Here is a 23,396-nt window from a genome sequence, read left to right as displayed (position 1 = left end):
CTAAAAATTACATCCAACTCCACCGCGCCGATCCAACAACCACCGGCGAGAACACGAAAACTATCCATTTCAAGGTTTTTCAGCAGACTGCTAGATCGAGCGAGATGGTGCATCGCCACGTCCGACAGGGCGCCCTCTTGATGCTGATTACCGGCTGGAAGCCTCGGATAGGCCCGGACCTGCCGGCTAAGCCTTTGATCTAAGGAGGCCAATGTCTGCTCGGCCCGAACCCGGCCGGGGCAAGGCGCGACCCCGCCGACCTTGACCTTTGGCCGGTCTCGCAGTAGATACGCGGCACTCGCAGCCGGCCCGCTTTGATGGCGGATATCCGGCGCGGCCTAATTCCCCGAACAATCGAGCTCGTTCATCGGCTCAACCTTCCAAACGAGGGCTGGGTCCGCAACGTCGGCTGTTCGGATTCCTTGAAACGTTGCAATCGTCCGGAGACGGACGCGGATCTCACGATGGCTTTCAGCCCGTTCAAATTCCTGCAGGAAGTGCGCTCGGAGACCGCCAAGGTCACCTGGCCGACGCGCCGCGAGACGACCATCACCACCATCATGGTGTTCGTGATGGTGGCGCTGGCCTCGGTCTTCTTCTTCGCCGCGGATCAGATCATCCGCTATCTCATCACCCTGATACTGGGCATCCACTGATGAGCATGGGAACTCAATTGATGGACACGCGCTGGTACATCGTTCACGCCTATTCGAACTTCGAGAAGAAGGTCGCGGAATCGATCCGTGAGCAGGCCAAGCAGCGCGGGCTGGAGGAACTGTTCGAGCAGGTGCTGGTGCCGACCGAGAAGGTCACCGAGGTGCGCCGCGGCCGCAAGATCGACGCCGAGCGCAAGTTCTTCCCGGGCTACGTCCTGGTGAAGATGAAGCTGACCGACGAGGCGTTCCACCTGATCAAGAACACCCCGAAGGTGACCGGCTTTCTCGGCGCGGAAAACAAGCCGATGCCGATCTCGGAATCGGAGGCCATGCGGATCCTGCACCAGGTGCAGGAGGGCGTAGAGCGTCCGAAGGCGTCGGTGTCGTTCGAAATCGGCGAGAACGTGCGCGTCGCCGACGGCCCGTTCGCCTCTTTCTCCGGCGTGGTGGAAGAAATCGACGAGGCGCGCTCGCGCGTGAAGGTCGCGGTGTCGATCTTCGGCCGCGCAACGCCCGTGGAACTGGAATTCGGTCAGGTCGAAAAGGTGATCTGACCGGACGGCGCGGGGTATATGCCTCGCGTCAAGCGAGAGGCCGTGGGAGGGAGGAGGCGGTCGCCAGCCCCTTCAACCGAACCACGGAACCTGAAACCGCCGGCACTGTCCGGCACAACAGGAGTGATAAATGGCAAAGAAAGTGACCGGATACCTGAAGCTTCAGGTCCCGGCCGGTGCGGCGAATCCTTCGCCCCCGATCGGTCCCGCGCTTGGTCAGCGCGGTCTGAACATCATGGAGTTCTGCAAGGCGTTCAACGCGCAGACCCAGAAGGAAGAGAAGAATACCCCAATCCCGGTAGTGATCACGATCTATGCCGATCGTTCGTTCACCTTCGAGATGAAGACCCCTCCGATGTCCTTCTTCCTCAAGCAGGCTGCCAAGATCCAGTCCGGCTCGAAGGCGCCGGGCCGTGACAAGGCCGGCCAGGTGACCAAGGCGCAGGTGCGCGAGATCGCCGAAAAGAAGATGAAGGACTTGAATTGCGACACCGTCGAATCGGCCATGAAGATGGTCGAGGGCTCTGCCCGTTCGATGGGTCTGGAAGTTGCGGGTAACGGGCCATGACAATCGGAAAGCGTTTGAAGAAGGCCCGTGAGGGTGTCGATCGCGAGAAGCTTTACCCGCTCGCTGACGCCATCAAGATGGTCAAGGAGCGCGCCAAGTCGAAGTTCGACGAGACGATCGAGATCGCAATCAATCTCGGCGTCGACCCGCGCCACGCCGACCAGATGGTCCGCGGCGTCGTCAACCTGCCGAATGGAACCGGCCGTACGCTGCGCGTCGGCGTGTTCGCGCGCGGCGCCAAGGCCGAGGAAGCCAAGGCCGCCGGTGCCGACGTTGTCGGTGCCGAGGACCTGGTCGAGAAGGTGCAGGGCGGTACGATCGATTTCGACCGCTGCATCGCCACTCCCGACATGATGCCGCTGGTCGGCCGTCTTGGTAAGGTGCTCGGTCCGCGCGGCATGATGCCGAACCCGAAGATCGGCACCGTGACCATGGACGTCACCAACGCCGTGAAGGGCGCCAAAGGCGGCTCGGTCGAGTTCCGGGTCGAGAAGGCCGGCATCGTGCAGGCTGGTATCGGCAAGGCCTCGTTCTCCGAGGACAAGCTGGTTGAGAACGTCAAGGCGCTTGCCGATGCGGTCTCCAAGGCGAAGCCGGCGGGCTCCAAGGGCACTTACATCCAGCGCGTGGCGGTTTCCTCCACCATGGGCCCGGGCGTGAAGGTCGAGCCGGGCACGATCCTCGGCTGAGGTCTCTGGCCGTGACGAGATAAGAGGGGCGGGATCGGGCAACCGGTTCCGCCCTTTGTTTTGGTGGGTGAAGCCTCTCGCAGGAAACAACAACAATGCCCGATAAGGTCCTGGTCTATTCCCGCTTTCCCAAGGCCCAGCTGATCCGTTTCGGCGAGCGCTATGAGCTTCTGAACGCAGCAGGCAAGCGGGTAGGCGAAGCGTTCCCGGCGGCCGAGCTCGCCGACATCCGCGCCATGATCACCGCGGGCGGCACGCCGCTCGGCGCCGATGCCATGGACATGCTGCCGAAGCTCGGCGCGATCGTCTGCTACGGCACCGGCTATGACGGCGTCGATCTCGCCGCCGCCGCCAAGCGCGGCATCGCGGTCGGCCACAGCCCGGGTGCCAACGCAGCCTCGGTTGCGGACATGGCGGTGACCTTGATGCTGGCGTCGGTGCGGCGTCTGCACGTGGCCGACAATTATGTCCGCAGCGGCGACTGGGCCGGTGCGCGGCCGTCGCCGATGATGCGGCCGCAGGCAGGGATGCGCGGCCGCAAGGTCGGCGTTTACGGCATGGGCGAGATCGGCCGCAAGATCGCCGCCCGCGTCGCTGCCTTCGAGACCGAGGTCGGCTATTTCAGCCGCACCAGATACGACTTGCCGTATCAATATCTGCCGAGCCTGGAGGCGCTGGTCGACTGGTGCAGCGTGCTGATGATCGCGGTTCGCGCCGGTGCCGACAACACCCATGTGATCAACGCCGACATCCTGCGACGGCTCGGCAGCGACGGGTTCGTCGTCAACATCTCGCGCGGCTCTGTCATCGACGAGAGGGCGCTGGTCGCGGCGCTGACGGAAGGAGCGATCGCCGGCGCCGGGCTGGACGTGTTCGCCAGGGAGCCGCATGCGCCCGATGCGCTGACGGCGCTGCCGAACGTGGTGCTGTCGCCGCATCTCGGTGGCCATACGCTGGAATCGCACGTGGCGATGCAGGACTGCGTGCTCGCCAATCTGGAGGCTTTCTTTGCGGGGCGACCCTTGGCATATGAGGTAAGAGAAGGCTGAGTTAGCGACCCAGTCCGTGACCTGGACCGGGAACCAGGTTCCCAGGAACCGATCGGAACTGGTCTGAAATTTGCTCTTGGCAAGCCGGGCAGGACCGGCTACATAGCGCCTTCCGGGCGTGCTGGCACTTGCTGGCACGTTCGTGCTCGCATTCCGAAAACCTGAGATGATAGGAGATCATTCCTTTCCGCATGCCCGCAAGGATGCTCGAAAGGAAGGAGACCCATCGCCTCTGAAGGAGTGAGAGCAGGGGCCTTCAGCGTGCTGAAGTGCCTCGATCCTGTCCAAGACTGCAGGCGCCCGCGAGAACTTCGTGTTTTCAACGGCTTAATCGCATGGCCTGCATAGACGGGTGAAGACCGGATTTTGCGCTCCACGTCGCGGCATGTTCGCGGCGGGGAGGCTGGTTTGGTTCGAACCTCGACAGTCCATGGCCGCAAGGCTCTGGGAGGGCAGGCTTCTAGATGTCGTCTTGCCCGGCATGTCCGAAGGGTCTTGCGCCCAGCGGATCAGGTTTAGGGTGGGACGATGGGTGCAACCCGGCGGTCCTGCCTTCGCGGATAAGGCCGCCAACCGGAAAGAGCTTGCTGTGGAACGAGCGGCAAAAAAAGAGGCGGTCGGACAGCTCAACGAGGCCTTCAAGGCCACGAGCGTTGCGATCGTCGCTCACTATTCCGGCCTCACCGTGGCCCAGATGCAGAAGCTGCGCATGCAGATGAAGCAGGCGGGTGCGTCGGTGAAGGTCTCGAAGAACCGTCTCGCCAAAATTGCTCTTGAAGGCACTGACGTCGCTGCCATTGGTTCCCTGCTGAAGGGGCCGACTGTGATCGCTACTTCAAACGATCCGGTCGCGGCGCCAAAGGTTGCCGTCGAATTCGCCAAGGCGAACGAAAAGTTCGTCATCCTTGGCGGCTCGATGGGTAAAACCGTCCTGAATGTCGACAGCGTGAAGGCGCTTGCCTCACTGCCGTCGCTCGACGAACTGCGCAGCAAGATCGTGGGCCTCATCGTGGCGCCGGCGACCAAGCTCGCTCAGCTCTCGAATGCGCCTGCGGCCAAGCTCGCACGCGTCATTCAGGCTCATGCCTCAAAGAGCGAAGCGGCCTGACCCTTCGCTAATCTCAAAACCTGGTTCGAACCAAACGTTTAAGGAAACAGATCAATGGCTGACTTGCAGAAAATCGTCGACGACCTCTCGAGCCTCACCGTGCTCGAAGCGGCCGAACTCGCCAAGCTCCTCGAAGAAAAGTGGGGCGTGTCCGCCGCTGCCGCCGTCGCGGTTGCCGGCCCGGCTGCCGGTGGCGCTGCCGCTGCTCCGGCTGAAGAGAAGACCGACTTCACCGTCGTGCTGGCTGCCGCCGGCGACAAGAAGATCGAGGTCATCAAGGAAGTCCGCGCCATCACCGGCCTGGGCCTGAAGGAAGCCAAGGACCTCGTCGAAGGCGCTCCGAAGCCAGTCAAGGAAGGCGTCAACAAGGACGAAGCCGACAAGATCAAGGCCCAGCTCGAGAAGGCTGGCGCCAAGGTTGAGCTCAAGTAATGCGCGATCCGGGAGCGCCGCAGGGCGCTCCCGGGCCATGCAAACGGCGTGCGACAGGTTGTCGCGTAGTGCGCCGGACACAAAAAAGTGTGGGGATCCGTGGACTTAACCCTCGAATCTCCTTTATTGCCATCCCATATCGGGTTGGCAGCGGAAAAACACGGTAGGCGGCGGGGGCGGCAGGGCTCTCGGCGGAAGCCGTTGGGAGACAGTCAGATTTCGGGCTTTTTCAGTCCGTAAAGCGGAACGTTTGGACGGGCGGGTGCAGTGATGCGCCCCGCGCGTCGCTTTGCGTTTTGAAGGCGACGGAGGCCGAGCCGGGGATTTAATTCCTGACTTTGCGTTTCGTTCCTTCGGGGCGATCCGAAATTCAACCCGGGGGCGATGGCAGTCGCGTCCGGAAGGTTCGCCCCACAAAGGCGACGAAAATGAGAGGCCATGATGGCGCAGCAGACATTCACCGGTCGCAAACGCGTACGCAAGTTTTTCGGTCACATCAAGGAAGTCGCCGAGATGCCGAACCTCATCGAGGTTCAGAAGGCATCCTATGACCAGTTCCTGATGGTTGACGAGCCTGTCGGCGGGCGCCTCGACGAGGGCCTGCAGGCGGTGTTCCGCTCGGTATTTCCGATCTCGGATTTCTCCGGCACCTCGATGCTCGAATTCGTCCGCTACGAGTTCGAGCAGCCGAAATATGACGTCGACGAGTGCCGCCAGCGCGGCATGACCTTCGCTGCGCCGCTCAAGGTGACGCTGCGCCTGATCGTGTTCGATATCGACGAGGAAACCGGCGCCAAGTCGGTGAAGGACATCAAGGAGCAGGACGTCTACATGGGCGACATCCCGCTCATGACGATGAACGGCACCTTCGTCGTCAACGGCACCGAGCGCGTCATCGTCTCGCAGATGCACCGTTCGCCCGGCGTGTTCTTCGATCACGACAAGGGCAAGACCCACTCGTCCGGCAAGCTGTTGTTTGCCGCGCGCGTGATTCCGTATCGCGGTTCCTGGCTCGACATCGAATTCGACGCCAAGGACATCGTGTTCGCGCGCATCGACCGCCGCCGCAAGCTGCCCGTGACTTCGCTGATGTACGCGCTCGGTCTCGATGGCGAGCAGATCCTGTCGATTTTCTACAAGAAGATCACCTACAAGCGGACCAAGGACGGATGGCGCGTGCCGTTCGACGCCAACCGCTTCCGCGGCTACTCGACCATCAACGACCTGATCGACGCCGACACCGGTAAGGTGGTGCTCGAGGCCGGCAAGAAGCTGACCGTGCGCAGCGCGCGTCAGATGCAGGAAAAAGGCCTGAAGGCGCTGCGCATGTCGGACGAGGAGCTCGTCGGCAACTATCTCGCCGAGGACCTCGTCAACCCGAAGACCGGTGAAATCTACGCCGAGGCGGGCGAGGAGATCACCGAGAAGTCGCTCAAGGTGTTGAACGAGCAGGGCTACAAGGACCTGCCGCTGCTCGACATCGACCACGTCAATGTCGGCGCCTACATCCGCAACACGCTGTCGGCCGACAAGAACATGACGCGTGAGGACGCGCTGTTCGACATCTACCGCGTGATGCGTCCGGGCGAGCCGCCGACGCTGGATTCGGCGCAGGCGATGTTCCAGTCGCTGTTCTTCGATTCCGAGCGCTACGACCTTTCCGCGGTCGGTCGCGTCAAGATGAACATGCGCCTCGAGCTCGATGCGCCCGACACCCATCGCACGCTGCGCAAGGAAGACATCCTGGCGGTGATCAAGACGCTGGTCGACCTGCGCGACGGCAAGGGCGAGATCGACGACATCGACCACCTCGGCAACCGCCGGGTGCGCTCGGTCGGCGAGCTCATGGAGAACCAGTACCGGATCGGCCTGCTCCGCATGGAGCGCGCGATCAAGGAGCGCATGTCGAGTGTCGATATCGACACCGTGATGCCGCAGGACCTGATCAACGCCAAGCCCGCGGCCGCCGCTGTGCGCGAGTTCTTCGGTTCCTCGCAGCTCTCGCAGTTCATGGACCAGACCAACCCGCTGTCGGAAATCACCCACAAGCGGCGCCTGTCGGCGCTTGGCCCGGGCGGTCTGACCCGCGAGCGTGCCGGCTTCGAAGTCCGCGACGTGCATCCGACGCATTACGGCCGCATCTGCCCGATCGAAACCCCGGAAGGCCCGAACATCGGCCTGATCAACTCGCTGGCGACGTTCGCGCGCGTCAACAAGTACGGCTTCGTCGAGACGCCCTATCGCAAGATCAAGGACAGCCGCGTCACCGACGAGGTGGTCTATCTGTCGGCGATGGAAGAGGGTCGCTACCGCGTCGCGCAGGCCAACGTGCCGCTCGATGCCAAGGGCCGCTTCACCGACGACCTCGTGGTCTGCCGTCACGCCGGCGAGGTGCTGCCGGTGACGCCGGACAAGGTCGACTACATGGACGTGTCGCCGAAGCAGCTGGTTTCGGTCGCCGCGGCGCTGATCCCGTTCCTCGAGAACGACGACGCCAACCGCGCGCTGATGGGCTCGAACATGCAGCGCCAGGCGGTGCCGCTGGTTCGCGCCGAGGCGCCGTTCGTCGGCACCGGCATGGAAGGCGTGGTCGCCCGTGACTCGGGCGCGGCGATTGCCGCGCGCCGCTCGGGCGTGATCGACCAGATCGACGCCACCCGCGTCGTGATCCGCGCCACCGAAGATCTCGATCCGACCAAGTCGGGCGTCGATATCTACCGGCTGATGAAGTACCAGCGCTCCAACCAGTCGACCTGCATCAACCAGCGTCCGCTGGTGAAGGTCGGCGACATCGTCAAGAAGGGCGACATCATCGCTGACGGTCCGTCGACCGATCTCGGCGAGCTCGCGCTCGGCCGCAACGTGCTGGTCGCGTTCATGCCGTGGAACGGCTACAACTTCGAAGACTCGATCCTGCTCTCCGAGCGGATCGTGAAGGATGACGTATTCACCTCGATCCACATCGAGGAATTCGAGGTGATGGCCCGCGACACCAAGCTCGGTCCTGAGGAAATCACCCGCGACATTCCGAACGTTTCGGAAGAAGCGCTGAAGAACCTCGACGAAGCCGGTATCGTCTACATCGGTGCGGAAGTCCGCGCCGGCGACATCCTGGTCGGCAAGATCACGCCGAAGGGCGAGAGCCCGATGACGCCGGAAGAGAAGCTGCTCCGCGCCATCTTCGGCGAGAAGGCCTCCGACGTCCGCGACACCTCGCTGCGCGTGCCTCCCGGTGTGCAGGGCACCATCGTGGAAGTCCGCGTGTTCAACCGCCACGGCGTCGACAAGGACGAGCGTGCGCTGGCGATCGAGCGCGAGGAGATCGAGCGTCTGGCCAAGGACCGCGACGACGAGCAGGCGATCCTGGACCGCAACGTCTACAACCGCCTCGCCGAGCTGCTGGAGAACCGCCAGGGCATCGCCGGCCCGAAGGGCTTCAAGAAGGATACCAAGATCACCCGTGCGGTGCTCGACGAGTATCCGAAGTCGCAGTGGTGGCTGTTCGCCTCGCCGAACGACAAGCTGATGGCCGAGATCGAGGCCATGCGGAAGCAGTACGACGAGTCGAAGAAGGGCCTCGAGCAGCGCTTCCTCGACAAGGTCGAGAAGCTGCAGCGTGGCGACGAGCTGCCGCCCGGCGTGATGAAGATGGTCAAGGTCTTCGTCGCGGTGAAGCGCAAGATCCAGCCCGGCGACAAGATGGCCGGCCGTCACGGCAACAAGGGTGTGGTGTCGAAGATCGTGCCGATCGAGGACATGCCGTTCCTCGAGGATGGTACGCATGCCGACATCGTGCTCAATCCGCTCGGTGTGCCCTCGCGCATGAACGTCGGTCAGATCCTTGAGACGCATCTCGGTTGGGCGTGCGCCGGCCTCGGCAAGCGCATTGGCCAGACCATCGACGCCTACTATCAGAAGCAGGATCTCAAGCCGCTGCGCGAGACCCTGAAGAAGATCTATGGCGAGGACGAAACCATCAAGTCGCTGAACGACAGCGAGCTGGTCGAGCTCGGCCGCAATCTGAGCCACGGCGTGCCGATCGCCACCCCGGTGTTCGACGGCGCCAAGGAGGCCGACATCGAGGAGATGCTGAAGCTTGCCGGCTTCGACGCCTCCGGCCAGTCGACCGTCTATGACGGCCGCACCGGCGATCAGTTCGATCGCAAGGTGACGATGGGCTACATCTATATGCTCAAGCTGCACCACCTCGTGGACGACAAGATCCACGCGCGTTCGATCGGTCCATACTCGCTCGTCACCCAGCAGCCGCTGGGCGGCAAGGCGCAGTTCGGCGGCCAGCGCTTCGGCGAAATGGAGGTCTGGGCGCTGGAAGCCTACGGCGCCGCCTACACGCTGCAGGAGATGCTGACCGTGAAGTCGGACGACGTCGCCGGCCGTACCAAGGTGTACGAGGCGATCGTGCGCGGCGACGACACCTTCGAGGCCGGTATTCCGGAATCGTTCAATGTGCTGGTCAAGGAAATGCGCTCGCTCGGCCTCAACGTCGACCTGCACAATTCCAAGGTGGGACCGGCGTCGACGTCGGAAGCGGCCGAGTAACGCTGCGATCATGCCCGGCGCGGAACGCGCCGGGCCTTCGCACTCCGCTCGGACGTTGAGAGGAGCGCGCTCTGAATAAAAGTTTCGAATTTGCTGCCGGTGACGATCGGCACGCGAGGAGAAGACCATGAATCAAGAGATTATGAATCTTTTCAATCCGACGACGCCGGCCCAGGTCTTCGACCAGATCCGGATTTCGATCGCGTCTCCGGAGAAGATTCTGTCCTGGTCGTATGGCGAGATCAAGAAGCCGGAGACCATCAACTACCGCACGTTCAAGCCGGAGCGTGACGGCCTGTTCTGCGCGCGCATCTTCGGGCCGATCAAGGACTACGAGTGCTTGTGCGGCAAGTACAAGCGGATGAAGTACAAGGGGATCATCTGCGAGAAGTGCTCGGTCGAGGTGACGCTGTCGCGCGTCCGGCGCGAGCGCATGGGCCATATCGAGCTGGCCGCGCCGGTCGCCCACATCTGGTTCCTGAAGTCGCTGCCGTCGCGCATCGGCCTTCTGCTCGACATGACGCTGAAGGATCTCGAGCGGATCCTGTACTTCGAATACTACGTCGTGCTCGAGCCGGGTCTCACCGCGCTGAAGGACCGTCAGCTGCTGTCGGAAGACGAGTATCTGAAGGCGCAGGACGAGTACGGCCAGGATTCCTTCACCGCCATGATCGGCGCGGAGGCGATCCGCGAGCTGCTCAAGGGGCTCGAGCTCGAGAAGCTCGAGGCGACGCTGCGTGCCGACATGGCGGAGACCGACTCCGACATCAAGCACAAGAAGCTCGCCAAGCGGCTGAAGATCGTCGAGGCCTTCCGCGTTTCCGGCAACAAGCCGGAATGGATGATCATGACGGTCGTGCCGGTAATTCCGCCGGACCTGCGTCCGCTGGTGCCGCTCGACGGCGGCCGGTTCGCGACCTCGGACCTCAACGACCTGTATCGCCGCGTCATCAACCGCAACAACCGCTTGAAGCGGCTGATGGAGCTGCGTGCGCCTGACATCATCATCCGCAACGAAAAGCGCATGTTGCAGGAGGCCGTCGACGCGCTGTTCGACAACGGCCGCCGCGGCCGCGTCATCACCGGAGCCAACAAGCGTCCGCTGAAGTCGCTCGCCGACATGCTGAAGGGCAAGCAGGGCCGGTTCCGTCAGAACCTGCTCGGCAAGCGCGTCGACTATTCGGGCCGTTCGGTGATCGTGGTCGGTCCGGAGCTGCGCCTGCATCAGTGCGGCTTGCCGAAGAAGATGGCGCTCGAGCTGTTCAAGCCGTTCATCTACTCGCGGCTCGACGCCAAGGGCCTGTCCACCACGGTGAAGCAGGCCAAGAAGCTGGTCGAGAAGGAGCGTCCGGAGGTCTGGGATATCCTCGATGAGGTGATCCGCGAGCATCCGGTGCTGCTCAACCGCGCGCCGACGCTGCATCGCCTGGGCATCCAGGCGTTCGAGCCGGTGCTGATCGAAGGCAAGGCGATCCAGCTGCATCCGCTGGTCTGCGCCGCCTTCAACGCCGACTTCGACGGCGACCAGATGGCCGTGCACGTTCCGCTGTCGCTCGAAGCGCAGCTGGAAGCGCGCGTCCTGATGATGTCGACCAACAACATCCTGCATCCCGCGAACGGCCAGCCGATCATCGTGCCGTCGCAGGACATCGTGCTCGGCCTCTACTACGTGTCGATCATGCGCGAAGGGCTGCCCGGCGAGGGCAAGATCTTCGGCGACATGGCCGAGCTCGAGCACGCCCTGCATTCGAAGGTCATCCACCTCCACACCAAGATCAAGTACCGGTGGGAAGGCCTCGACGAGGAAGGCAAGCTGTCCAAGCGCTGGATCGAAACCACCGCGGGCCGCGTCATGCTCGGTAACCTGCTGCCGAAGAGCACCAAGATCTCGTACGATATCATCAACAAGCTGATGACCAAGCGCGAGATCTCCGGCGTGATCGACCAGGTCTACCGTCACTGCGGTCAGAAGGAGACGGTGATCTTCTGCGACCGCATCATGGCGCTCGGCTTCTACAACGCCTTCAAGGCGGGCATCTCGTTCGGCAAGGACGACATGGTCGTGCCGGCGTCGAAGTGGAAGATCGTGGACCAGACCCGTACGCTGGCGAAGGATTTCGAGCAGCAGTACAATGACGGCCTGATCACCCACGGCGAGAAGTACAACAAGGTCGTCGACGCTTGGTCGAAGGCCGGTGAAGAAGTCGCCAAGGCGATGATGAAGGAGATCTCCTCCGTCAAGAAGACGGCGAGCGGAGCGGAAGCCGAAGTGAACTCCATCTACATGATGGCGCACTCCGGTGCGCGTGGTTCGCCGGCCCAGATGCGTCAGCTCGCCGGCATGCGCGGCCTGATGGCCAAGCCGTCGGGCGAGATCATCGAGACGCCGATCATTTCCAACTTCAAGGAAGGTCTGTCGGTGCTTGAGTACTTCAACTCGACCCACGGCGCCCGCAAGGGCCTCGCGGACACCGCGTTGAAGACCGCGAACTCCGGCTACCTGACGCGCCGTCTGGTCGACGTCGCGCAGGACTGCATCATCACGCAGACCGACTGCGGCACCAAGCTCGGCATCAAGATGCGCGCGATCGTCGATGCGGGCACGGTCGTTGCCTCGCTCGGCTCGCGCATTCTGGGCCGTACGGCCTGCGATGACGTGCGCGATCCCGCCACCAACGAGATTGTCGTCAAGCGCGACACGTTGATGGAGGAGACCCATGTCGACGCGATCCATCAGGCCGGCATCCAGGAAGTGAAGATCCGCTCGGCACTGACCTGCGAGCTGATCAACGGCATCTGCGCCAAGTGCTACGGCCGCGATCTGGCTCGCGGCACCCCGGTCAACCACGGTGAGGCCGTCGGCGTCATCGCGGCGCAGTCGATCGGTGAGCCCGGTACGCAGCTGACGATGCGCACGTTCCACATCGGCGGCGCCGCCCAGCTCAACGAGCAGTCGTTCGTCGAATCGAACTTCGACGGCAAGATCGTGATCAGGAACAAGGCGATCGCCCGCAACAGCGAGGGCAATCTGGTCGCGATGGTGCGCAACATGGTCGTTGCGATCGTCGATGCCGACGGCACCGAGCGTGCAACCCACCGTATTCAGTACGGTTCGAAGATGCACGTCGACGAAGGCGACATGGTCAAGCGCGGCCAGCGCATCGCGGAGTGGGATCCCTATACCCGCCCGGTGCTGAGCGAAGTCGAGGGCACGATCGGTTTCGAGGATCTGGTCGAAGGTCAGTCGATCTCGGAAACGCTCGACGAGTCCACCGGTATCGCCAAGCGCGTGGTCATCGACTGGCGCACGACGCGCGGCGGTTCGGACCTCCGTCCGGCCATCGTGGTCAAGGGCAAGGACGGCAAGGTGATGAAGCTCGCGCGTGGCGGCGATGCCCGCTACATGCTGTCGGTCGACGCCATTCTGTCGGTCGACATCGGCGCGAAGGTGATGCACGGCGACATCCTGGCGCGTATCTCGACCGAGAGCGCCAAGACGCGTGACATCACCGGCGGTCTGCCGCGGGTGGCGGAACTGTTCGAGGCTCGCAAGCCGAAGGATGCGGCGATCATCGCGGAGACCGCGGGAACGATCCGCTTCGGCCGCGACTACAAGAACAAGCGCCGCATCTCTATCGAGCCGATGGATAAGACCGAGGAGCCGCGCGAGTACCTGATCCCGAAGGGCAAGCACATCCACCTTCAGGACGGCGACATCGTCGAAAAGGGCGATTTCATCGTCGAAGGCAATCCGGCGCCGCACGACATCCTGGCGATCAAGGGCATCGAGGAGCTCGCTGCCTATCTGGTCAACGAAATCCAGGAGGTCTACCGGTTGCAGGGCGTGCTCATCAACGACAAGCACATCGAGGTGATTGTCCGGCAGATGCTGCAGAAGGTGGAAGTCACCGATCAGGGCGACACCGACATGATCTCGGGCGAGCAGGTCGACAAGATCGAGTTCGACGCGCTCAACACCAAGGCCAAGGAAGAGGGCAAGAAGCCCGCCACGGGTACGCCGGTTCTGCTCGGCATCACCAAGGCGAGCTTGCAGACCCGCTCCTTCTTCTCGGCGGCGTCGTTCCAGGAGACCACGCGCGTGCTCACCGAAGCTGCCGTCAACGGCAAGGTGGACCCGCTCGAAGGCCTCAAGGAGAACGTCATTGTCGGCCGCCTGATCCCGGCCGGCACCGGTGCCTCGATGGCGCGGATCCGCGAAGTCGCGGTCAAGCGCGACAAGCTGATCCTCGACGAGCGCGAGAAGCAGCAGGCCGCGATCGTGCCGACGGCTCCGGAAGCGGAGCCGCTGGCGCTGCCGCCCGCGGAATAGGCACCCGCAAGACTACGGTAACGACGAAAAGGCCGGCGTTTAGCCGGCCTTTTTGCTGCTTTCTTTCCCTGCTGCGGTGCAGGGACGCAGTTTGTTCATCTTTCCTTCAGGCAAAAAAGTGCCTTTGCTAGGGTGACTTAGACCGGCTGTTTGGCTGCCGGAGACGACGGAATTCATATGCTTGACTTGGCTATCGTAGGCGGCGGCCCCGGGGGGCTGATGAGCGCCTGGTATTTGAAGCGCAAACTTGGCGACCTCTGTCGCGTCACCATCTTCGAGGCGTCGAACCGCCTCGGCGGCAAGATTGTCACGCGCAAATTCGACACGGCGCCTGCGATGTATGAGGCCGGTGTCGCCGAGATCTACGATTACTCGATGACGGGACCGGACCCGCTGCGCGAGCTGATCCAGCATTTCGGCCTGCAGACGATCCCGATGGATGCCGAGCAGGTGCAGCTCGATGGCGAGCTGCTCGCCGACGTCCCCGGCATGCGCCGCAAATACGGTGCGAAGACCGCGGCCGCGATCGAGGCGTTCCGCAAGCGCTGCAGCGAGCTGGTGTCGCCGATCGAATACTACGAGGGCGTCGGTGCCCACGACAACGAGCACCCCTGGGCCTACAAGACCGCCGAGCAGGTCCTCGACGAGGAAGTCGAGGACGTGACCGCCAAGCGGTTCTTCAAGGTGATGGCGCGCTCCGACCTCGCGACCGAGAGCCACAACACCAACGGCCTCAACGCGCTGAAGAACTATGTGATGGATGTCGACGGCTATATCGGCCTGTATTCGATCCAGAACGGCAACGAGCAGCTGGTCGATTGCCTGCGCTCGGAAGTCAACGCCGACATCCAGCTCAACCATCGCGTTCTCAAGGTCGGCAAGACCGAAAGCGGCCGCTACCAGCTCAACATGATGAACGGCAAGGGGCCGGAGACGCGCGACTTCGATCTGGTGCTGGTCTGCCTGCCGCACTCCTGGCTCGCGACCATGCGCTGGGACGGCGAGACGCTGCGCAAGTCGATGGTCAAGCACGTCGCCTATTTCGATCGTCCCGCGCACTATCTGCGCGTCTCGATCCTGTTCGACGAGCCGTTCTGGGGCGAGAAGATCCCGGGTGCCTGGTTCATGTCGGAATCGTTCGGCGGCTGCTGCATCTATAATGAGGGCGCGCGCCACGATGTCGGCAAGCACGGCGTGCTGAACTGGCTGATCGCGGGCTCCGACGCGCTCGCCTTCGCGAATCTCAGCGACGAGGAACTGATCGACGCCGCGCTGAAGTCGCTGCCGGCCTCGCTCGGCGATGCGCGCGCGCATTTCCTCGAGGGCAAGATCCATCGCTGGTTGTCGTCGGTCAACGCGCTGCCGGGCGGCCTGCCGGTGCGCGACGTCATGACCAACCACCGTCCCGGGCCGAAGGATCACCCCGGCATCGTCGTGGTTGGCGACTATCTGTTCGATTCGACGCTGAACGGACTGCTCGATTCCTCCGACGCCGCGACCGATATCGTCGTTACCGAGATGATGCGGTTGCGCCGCGCCCGCGAGCAGGAGAGCGGCGAGCTGTCCGACAAGATCGATCGCAACTATTTCGACAATTATCGCGGCGCCGGCCCCTACGGCGAAGTCTGGCAGAACTTCACCGACCCGGCCTATATGACGGACCTGATCAAGACGGTCTGGGGCAGGGCGAAGGGCTACAAGCTCCTGATCGCCGGCTCCGCGAGCGGCGAATTGGTCGGCGCGCTGCGCGAGCGAGGCATCGATGCCTGGGGCATCGAGAACAACCGCTACATCCACGGCAAGACGCCGAAGGCGCTCAAGAAGTACAACAAGCTCGGCTCGATCGCCGACATGCCGTTCAAGGACAACGAGTTCGACTTCGTGTTCGAGACCTCGCTGTGCCATCTCGGCGAGAAGCAGGTCGTGCGCGGGGTGCGCGAGCTCAACCGCGTGGTCAAGACCGGCGTCGTGTTTGCGTCGGTGACCTCGGACATGGCGCCGGCGGTGATCGATCGCTACGACCTGCTGCGCGGGGTGAAGAAGCTCGGCACCTGGTGGGAGTGGTCGGAATTGTTCTTCGGCAACGGCTTCGACCTGTCGATGCACCGTCGCGACTGCACCGATGCGCTGTGGACGCTGACGCTGGCCGCCAACAAGGGGCCGGGGCAGTGGTACGCCGACTCCGACAGCCTGCGCTATTCCTTCTTCGACAAGGTCGAATCCGACCTCGACGACTAGCTCTAGCGGAAGCGACCGGCGGCACCTGGCGCAGGGCGATCGGCCTTGCGTCAACCAATTGTCAAACGGCAACAGTGCGGTGATCCCGAATCGACCGGAACGTGTGGCGCGCGCCGGCCGTTCCAAACGCTTTGCCGAATTCATCGTGATCGCATAGGATCGCCGCCGCAGCGTTCGCCGCTGCGGTTTCGATTTGCGGTCATGCCGGCCGTGGAGCATCGGTTGGTTTCATGGCGCCAAGACCTCCTGCATCAGACGATCCGAATCGATCGGCGGCCGAAGATCCCGAGCTGAAGAAGAAGCCAGCCGCCGCGGCCGATCCGCCTGCGGCAACCGCCTCCGCGAAGCCCGCCGCGGCGCCGCCTGATGACGAGGAAGAAGACGAGGACGACGAGTTCGAGCTCGATGACGATGATGATGACGAGGACCTCGTCGTCTTCACCGCCAAGGAAGCCGCCGGCGCGCTCTCCACGATCTTTGGCTTCGTCAGGCCGATCCTGGCGAATTACAAGGGGCCGCTCGCCTGTGTCGCCATCGGCGTGCTGGTCGAGACGTTGTTCAACGTCATCATGCCGCTCAGCCTGAAATTCCTGATCGACGACGCGCTCGGCGAGGAGGATTTCCAGGCGCTCTACAAGATCCTCGGCGTGCTGGCGGTCGCCGGCATCGTCACCTCGATCATCGCGGTCTGGTACGAGCGCTGGGATGCACGGCTGGCCGCCGGCATCATCGCCGACGTCCGGACGCGAATCTTCGATCACGTCCAGAACCTGCCCTCGGCCTATTTCGCGCGCACCAAGCGCGGCGAGATCCTGTCGCGCTTCTCGATCGATCTCGCGGCCTTCGAGGGCTCGGTCAAGACCTTCGCCAACAGCGCGGCGCTGCCGGGCCTCGAATTGGTCGCCGGCATCATCCTGATGCTGTTCCTGAACTGGCAGCTTGCCGTGGTCGCCCTGCTGGTGTTTCCGATTACGCTGATCGGGCCGCGCATCCTGACGCCGAAGGCGGTGCAGGCCAATTACGAGCAGAAGCAGAACGAAGCCGCGCTGCTCGGAATGGTGCAGGAGAACGTCGCCGCGCAGGCCGTTGTGAAGGCGTTCAACCTGCAGCGCCGGGCGCTCGGCTGGTTCACGCTGCGGAACCGCGACGTCCGCGCCAAGGCCGCCTCAGCGATGTTCCTGTCGACCATGGTGGAGCGCACCGTCACCATCGCGGTGCTGCTGCTCCACCTCGTGGTGCTGGCGATCGGCGCCTACCTCGCGACCAAGGGACAGATCACGGTCGGCACCTTCGTGACCTTCGAGAGCGCATTCTGGGAGGTGTCCTACAACATCGCCCATCTCATGCATTTCATTCCGGTGTCGATCTCGTCGGCGGCGGCGGTGCGGCACATCCAGGAACTGCTCGACGAGCCGACCCGCGGCGCCGACCGTCCGGGGGCGCCGGATCTGCCGCGCATCACCAACGACATCTCGTTCGACCGCGTCACCTTCCAGTATGAGGGGGCGCAGACGCCGGTGCTCGACAATCTCAGCCTCAAGCTCAATGCCGGCAAGAGCATTGCGATCGTCGGCCCCAGCGGATCCGGCAAGAGCACGCTGATCAACCTGATCCTGCGGCTCTACGTGCCGGACGAGGGCCGCGTCGCGATCGACGGCGTCGACATCCGCCGGGTGACGCGCGAGTCGCTGCGGGCGAACATGGCGGTCGTGTTCCAGGAGAACATGCTGTTCAACATGTCGATCCGCGAGAACATCCGGCTCGGCAAGGAAGGCGCGACCGACGCGGAGGTCGAGGACGCCGCCAGGAAGGCCGAAATCCATCGCTACATCATGAGCCTGCCGCAGCGATACGACACGCCGGTCGGCGAGCGCGGCGATACGCTGTCCGGCGGGCAGCGCCAGCGCATCGCGATCGCGCGCGCGATCATCCGCAATCCGTCCGTGCTGCTGCTCGACGAGGCGACCTCGGCGCTCGACCAGACCACGGAGGCTGCGATCAACCGCACGCTGCTCAAGGTCGCCGAGGGCCGCACCATGATCTGGTCGACGCATCGCCTGACCTCGGTGGTGGAGATGGACGAGATCATCGTGATCTCCGGCGGCAGGGCGATCGAACGCGGCTCGCACGAGGAGCTGCTGGCCCAGAATGGCGTCTACCGCAAGTTGTGGGACGACCAGGGACATGTGCATCACGACGCGGACGACGAGGATGACGACGACGCGGACGATGATGAAGATGAGGACGAAGACGAGGATGAAGAGGCGTGAGGCCCGCGCCACGTCGTGGGTGACGGCCGGCCGCGAGCTTCGGCGGATCTGGCCTTTACGCCCTGTCTGCGGCGTGCGGACGCTGCCGGAAGCGACTGGCCGGCCGTGCCGCTGACGATGCCGCCGGCGAGCTGTGCAGGCGGCGCAGCCAGCCCCGCCCGAGATAGCCGAGAAAGCGCGCCCAGCGCTGGGCTTGCCAGTAAGGCCCGCTGCCGATCGAGACTTCACGGAAGTTGAATGCCTTGGCGTTCGACCAGGCGTCGCATTCCGCCTTGACCGGATCGTCGTAGAACGCGGTGATCTTCTCCTCGCCCATGCCGTCGGTCGAAAGCCAAGCCGGGATGTGGACGTTGCAGAGCTGAGCCACGTCGGTGAATACCTTGTCGGTCCCGGTACCGGTGACAGGGCAGGTGCTGGCGAAGGCATCTCCGACCAGCACGACGCCGGCCTGCCGATGCCCAGTGCTGACATAGACGTCCGCGGGCCTGATCTTGACGTCGCCGGCGACGTCGAACTCGCCGGTGAGCCGGCGCAGTCGCGGCAGCGCGGCGCTCAGCGTCTCGACCGGATTGCGGCGCATTGCCCGCAGCCAGGGATCGTCGGCCTGGCGATAGGTGAAGAGGTTGGCGCGCATCCGGTTCCCGACCGGAAATAGGGTGATGTAGGGGATGCGGTCGCTCGGCCGCTCCGAGAAATAGGTCATGGCCGCGAACGGGAAGGCGGGGCGGCCCACCGGAACGAAATCGAAACCGATCGAGATCGAGTGGCAAAAGCTCGTGACCAGCCGCTCGATGCCGAGCATCCGGCGCAGCCCGACGTTCAGGCCGTTGGCGAGCACCACGAGGCGCGCCGAGATCTCCTCGCCGCTTGAAAGCACGAGCCGCTGCCGTTCGGAGCTGGTCGCGACATTGACTGCCTTGTCGCAGATGAATTCCGCCGGTCCCGCGATTTCGTTTCGAATCGCTGCGATCAGCGCGTCGTACATGATGCCGTATTGCCGGCTCGGCTGCCGGTCGAGCAGACGGCCGAATCGCGCGATCCAGTTCTCGCCGTCCAGCGTCGCCGAACGGAGCACGGATTCGGCAACGCCGGTCCTGACGAATCGCTCAAGCTGGAGGTCACCGCCGATCTTTTCGACGCGGAAGTCGAACGGATACACTTGGTGGGGGTCGATCAGGAGGGTCGGAATCCCGGCACGGCCGAGCATGGCCGCTGCGGTCGAGCCCGCAAGACCTCCGCCGATGATCGCGATGTCGGTGTAGCGCATGAGGGTTTCCGTGGCCGTCGACCCCGATTTTTGCGCTGCGAATGGCAAATAAAGGCTTAGTTTCGAAGTTTGCCTTCAGGACTAAGTTGTGGAGAGTTGTTTCCAGCCTTATTATATCCGGGTATAATTCGGTGCGCCGCCGACTCGGCCGAGCGAGGTAGGGTGCGGCGACCGTCATGTTTCGTCGCGCGTGGAGCGCCGGCGAAATGCGAAATCTGCAAGCGCCAGAGGCGTTTCTTTGGCTGTCGTTTTGCTTGACTTCACAATCTCTCGCTTATACAACCCGGCCACTTAACGACAGGCGGTGAGCTACGCCAGCGTCGGAACGGAACACCCAAAGGCCCTTTTTGGCGCCGGACGGGCACCAACCTCGACGAATGCCGCTCAAACGCTGTCGATGATAGCTAGGCAATGCCAGGACGATTTTAGTTCTCTTGAGCACGTCCTCTTGAGAGTGAATTCGGATGCATGACCTCGGTGGCGGACCGAACAGCGAACGCTGAACGGTTCGGGATCGCGGTCCTCTGTGGCGTCGATGCGCTTTCCGCTCAGCGATGAGTGGTTGGCGCGATTTCGCTTTGCGCGGGTGCTTGTTCCGCGTCGAGCGGGCCGTACGGGACGGCTAGTCCTGAGAAGAAATTTGCGGAGCCAGTTAAGGTTTTCGCGCGAACTAAAGGGTGAAGGCTGCATGCCGACGATCAACCAGCTGATCGCAAAACCACGTGAAGTGCAGAAGTCGCGCAAGAAGGTGCCGGCGCTGCAGCAGTCGCCGCAGAAGCGCGGCGTTTGCACGCGCGTCTACACCACGACCCCGAAGAAGCCGAACTCGGCGCTTCGTAAGGTCGCCAAGGTGCGCCTGACCAACGGGTTCGAGGTGATCGGCTACATCCCGGGTGAGGGCCATAACCTGCAGGAGCACTCGGTGGTCATGATCCGCGGCGGTCGTGTCAAGGACTTGCCCGGCGTGCGCTACCACATCCTCCGCGGCGTGCTGGATACCCAGGGCGTCAAGAACCGTAAGCAGCGTCGTTCGAAGTACGGCGCGAAGCGTCCGAAGTAAGCGGGAAACGATCAGATGTCGCGTCGCCATTCTGCTGAGAAGCGTGAAGTTCTTCCGGATCCCAAGTTCGGGAACATCATCATTACGAAGTTCATGAACTCGGTGATGTACGCCGGGAAGAAGTCGGTCGCCGAAAACATCGTCTACGGTGCGCTCGGCATGATCGAGGCCAAGACCAAGCAGCCCCCGCTCGGCGTGTTCGAGCAGGCGCTCGAGAACGTGATGCCGACCATCGAGGTCCGGTCCCGCCGCGTCGGCGGCGCGACCTACCAGGTCCCGGTGGAAGTCCGCTCGGTGCGCCGTCAGGCGCTCGGCATCCGCTGGCTGATCTCGGCCGCCCGTGAGCGCAACGAGAAGACCATGACGGAGCGCCTCTCGGCGGAGCTGCTCGACGCCTCGAACAATCGCGGCAACGCCGTGAAGAAGCGTGAAGACGTGCACCGGATGGCGGAAGCCAACCGCGCCTTCTCGCACTATCGCTGGTAAGGCGAATAACGGAATTTAAGGAACAGTCTCATGCCCCGCCAACATGCCATCGAGGACTACCGCAACTTCGGTATCATGGCGCATATCGACGCCGGCAAGACCACGACCACCGAGCGCATCCTGTATTACACCGGCAAGAGCCATAAGATCGGCGAAGTGCACGAAGGTGCCGCGACGATGGACTGGATGGAGCAGGAGCAGGAGCGTGGCATCACGATCACCTCCGCTGCGACCACCGCGTTCTGGAACGGCAAGCGCCTGAACATCATCGACACTCCCGGCCACGTCGACTTCACCATTGAGGTCGAGCGTTCGCTGCGCGTGCTCGACGGCGCCGTTTGCGTTCTCGATTCCAACCAGGGCGTCGAACCGCAGACCGAGACCGTCTGGCGCCAGGGCGACAAGTACAAGGTTCCGCGCATCGTCTTCGCCAACAAGATGGACAAGACCGGTGCCGACTTCTTCAAGTGCCTGGCCGACATCGTTGACCGCCTCGGCGCCAAGCCGATCGCGATCCAGCTGCCGATCGGTGCCGAGAACAACTTCAAGGGTCTCGTCGACCTCGTGAAGATGAAGGGCATCGTCTGGAACGATGAATCGCTGGGCGCCAAGTTCGACTATGTCGACATCCCGGAAGACCTGGTCGAGCAGGCCAAGGAATATCGCGAGAAGATGGTGGAAGCCGCCGTCGAGCTCGACGACGACGCCCTGGCTGCGTTCCTCGACGGCAAGGAGCCGGACGAGGCGACCCTGAAGCGCCTGATCCGCAAGGCCGTGCTGACCGGTGCGTTCTATCCCGTGCTGTGCGGCTCCGCGTTCAAGAACAAGGGCGTGCAGCCGCTGCTCGACGCCGTCGTCGACTACCTGCCGTCGCCGATCGACGTGCCCGCGATCAAGGGTACCGACGATGACGGCAACGAAGTCGTGCGCAAGGCGGACGACAAGGAGCCGCTGGCGCTGCTCGCGTTCAAGATCATGGACGATCCTTTCGTCGGCACCATCACGTTCTGCCGCATCTATTCCGGCGTGCTGCAGTCGGGCACCGGCGTGGTGAACTCGACCCGCGAGAAGAAAGAGCGTATCGGCCGCATGCTGCTGATGCATGCGAACAACCGCGAAGACATCAAGGAAGCCTATGCCGGCGACATCGTCGCGCTGGCTGGCCTGAAGGAAGCGCGCACCGGTGACACGCTGTGCGATCCCGACAAGCCGGTCATCCTCGAGAAGATGGAATTCCCGGAGCCGGTGATCGAGATCGCGATCGAGCCGAAGTCGAAGGCCGATCAGGAAAAGCTCGGCGTGGCGCTTGCCAAGCTCGCCGCGGAAGATCCGTCTTTCCGCGTGTCGACCGACCAGGAGTCCGGACAGACCATTCTCAAGGGCATGGGCGAGCTCCATCTCGACATCAAGGTCGACATTCTCAGGCGCACCTACAAGGTCGATGCCAACATCGGCGCGCCGCAGGTGGCATTCCGCGAGCGCGTGACCAAGAAGGCCGAGGTCAAGTACACGCACAAGAAGCAGACCGGCGGTACCGGTCAGTTCGCCGAAGTGTCGATCGTCGTCGAGCCGAACGAGCCCGGCAAGGGCTATGAGTTCGAATCGAAGATCGTCGGCGGTGCGGTTCCGAAGGAATACATCCCCGGCGTCGAAAAGGGCCTCAACAGCGTGATGGGCTCCGGCGTCGTTGCCGGCTTCCCGGTGGTGGACGTCAAGGTGCAGCTGGTCGATGGCAAGTATCACGACGTCGACTCGTCGGCGCTGGCGTTCGAAATCGCATCGCGGGCTGCGTTCCGCGAGGCGCTGACGAAGGGCAAGTCCGTTCTGCTCGAGCCGATCATGAAGGTCGAGGTGGTGACCCCGGAAGACTACACCGGCTCGGTCATCGGCGACCTGAATTCCCGGCGCGGCCAGATCCAGGGTCAAGACATGCGCGGCAACGCCAACGTCATCAATGCGATGGTGCCGCTCATGAACATGTTCGGTTACGTGAACAACCTGCGCTCGATGAGCCAGGGTCGCGCGACCTTCACAATGCAGTTCGATCACTATGCCGAAGCTCCGGCGAACGTGTCGGCTGAAGTCCAGAAGAAGTTTGCCTGATTGTCGTTGATGGCAGTCAACGATTG

General features: G+C 63.1%; 16 protein-coding genes. 15 read left to right on the top strand and 1 reads right to left on the bottom strand.

All coding sequences use genetic code 11. The features are described 5' to 3' along the window. The 12 genes from ABIB78_RS35765 to ABIB78_RS35710 all read left to right on the top strand — a co-directional run. On the top strand, positions 1-203 hold a 203-nt coding region (locus ABIB78_RS35765; protein ID WP_429033541.1), incomplete at its 5' end, for a hypothetical protein. A gap of 261 nt (positions 204-464) precedes the next feature. Next, positions 465-656: a preprotein translocase subunit SecE gene (secE, locus tag ABIB78_RS35760; protein WP_028335448.1), complete on the top strand. Its 192-nt coding sequence runs from the start codon at positions 465-467 to the stop codon at positions 654-656. Positions 657-676: 20 nt separating this feature from the next. Then, positions 677-1,210 (top strand): transcription termination/antitermination protein NusG, encoded by a 534-nt coding sequence (gene nusG / locus ABIB78_RS35755; RefSeq protein WP_429033537.1) that lies wholly within the window; start codon positions 677-679, stop codon positions 1,208-1,210. 130 nt (positions 1,211-1,340) lie between these two features. Further along, on the top strand, positions 1,341-1,778 hold the full coding sequence (gene rplK, locus ABIB78_RS35750) for a 50S ribosomal protein L11 (protein WP_429033535.1): 438 nt from the start codon (positions 1,341-1,343) through the stop codon (positions 1,776-1,778). Further along, entirely contained in the window at positions 1,775-2,467 is a 693-nt protein-coding gene (rplA, locus tag ABIB78_RS35745) for a 50S ribosomal protein L1 (protein ID WP_429033532.1), read from the top strand. Before rplK ends, rplA begins: the two co-directional genes overlap by 4 nt. Before the next feature lie 95 nt (positions 2,468-2,562). Continuing rightward, the gene (locus ABIB78_RS35740) at positions 2,563-3,516 is read left to right on the top strand and encodes a 2-hydroxyacid dehydrogenase (RefSeq protein ID WP_429033529.1); all 954 of its coding nucleotides are present in this window, start codon (positions 2,563-2,565) and stop codon (positions 3,514-3,516) included. A 589-nt stretch (positions 3,517-4,105) separates the two neighbouring features. Beyond that, positions 4,106-4,624 (top strand): 50S ribosomal protein L10, encoded by a 519-nt coding sequence (gene rplJ / locus ABIB78_RS35735; protein WP_429033561.1) that lies wholly within the window; start codon positions 4,106-4,108, stop codon positions 4,622-4,624. 54 nt (positions 4,625-4,678) lie between these two features. Then, complete coding sequence (gene rplL / locus ABIB78_RS35730) at positions 4,679-5,056, top strand: 50S ribosomal protein L7/L12 (RefSeq protein ID WP_050420389.1); 378 nt, start codon at positions 4,679-4,681, stop codon at positions 5,054-5,056. Positions 5,057-5,497: 441 nt separating this feature from the next. After that, positions 5,498-9,616, top strand: coding sequence for a DNA-directed RNA polymerase subunit beta (gene rpoB, locus ABIB78_RS35725; protein ID WP_429033526.1), 4,119 nt, complete (start codon positions 5,498-5,500; stop codon positions 9,614-9,616). A 127-nt stretch (positions 9,617-9,743) separates the two neighbouring features. Beyond that, complete coding sequence (gene rpoC / locus ABIB78_RS35720) at positions 9,744-13,946, top strand: DNA-directed RNA polymerase subunit beta' (RefSeq protein WP_429033523.1); 4,203 nt, start codon at positions 9,744-9,746, stop codon at positions 13,944-13,946. Positions 13,947-14,123: 177 nt separating this feature from the next. Continuing rightward, positions 14,124-16,184 (top strand): FAD-dependent oxidoreductase, encoded by a 2,061-nt coding sequence (locus ABIB78_RS35715; protein ID WP_429033521.1) that lies wholly within the window; start codon positions 14,124-14,126, stop codon positions 16,182-16,184. Positions 16,185-16,414: 230 nt separating this feature from the next. Then, complete coding sequence (locus ABIB78_RS35710) at positions 16,415-18,454, top strand: ABC transporter ATP-binding protein (RefSeq protein ID WP_429033519.1); 2,040 nt, start codon at positions 16,415-16,417, stop codon at positions 18,452-18,454. Between the two features lie 55 nt (positions 18,455-18,509). Here ABIB78_RS35710 and ABIB78_RS35705 read toward each other — a convergent pair whose 3' ends face one another. Next, positions 18,510-19,721, bottom strand: a complete 1,212-nt coding sequence (locus ABIB78_RS35705; protein ID WP_429033516.1) for an FAD-dependent oxidoreductase — start codon at positions 19,719-19,721, stop codon at positions 18,510-18,512. Positions 19,722-20,409: 688 nt separating this feature from the next. On the opposite strand from ABIB78_RS35705, the gene rpsL reads away from it, so the two are divergent. From rpsL to fusA, 3 genes are read left to right on the top strand one after another with little or no spacing between them, the layout of a single operon-like run. Next, positions 20,410-20,781 (top strand): 30S ribosomal protein S12, encoded by a 372-nt coding sequence (gene rpsL / locus ABIB78_RS35700; RefSeq protein ID WP_028168167.1) that lies wholly within the window; start codon positions 20,410-20,412, stop codon positions 20,779-20,781. Between the two features lie 15 nt (positions 20,782-20,796). After that, on the top strand, positions 20,797-21,267 hold the full coding sequence (rpsG, locus tag ABIB78_RS35695; protein WP_021081660.1) for a 30S ribosomal protein S7: 471 nt from the start codon (positions 20,797-20,799) through the stop codon (positions 21,265-21,267). A gap of 30 nt (positions 21,268-21,297) precedes the next feature. After that, a complete protein-coding gene (gene fusA / locus ABIB78_RS35690; protein WP_429033513.1) occupies positions 21,298-23,370 on the top strand; it encodes an elongation factor G in 2,073 nt (690 codons plus the stop codon). Positions 23,371-23,396 lie beyond the last annotated feature (26 nt).

This window comes from Bradyrhizobium sp. I1.14.4 (assembly GCF_050435825.1).
In the GTDB taxonomy this organism is placed as follows: Bacteria; Pseudomonadota; Alphaproteobacteria; order Rhizobiales; family Xanthobacteraceae; genus Bradyrhizobium.
This window is presented reverse-complemented; position numbering and strand designations above follow the sequence as displayed.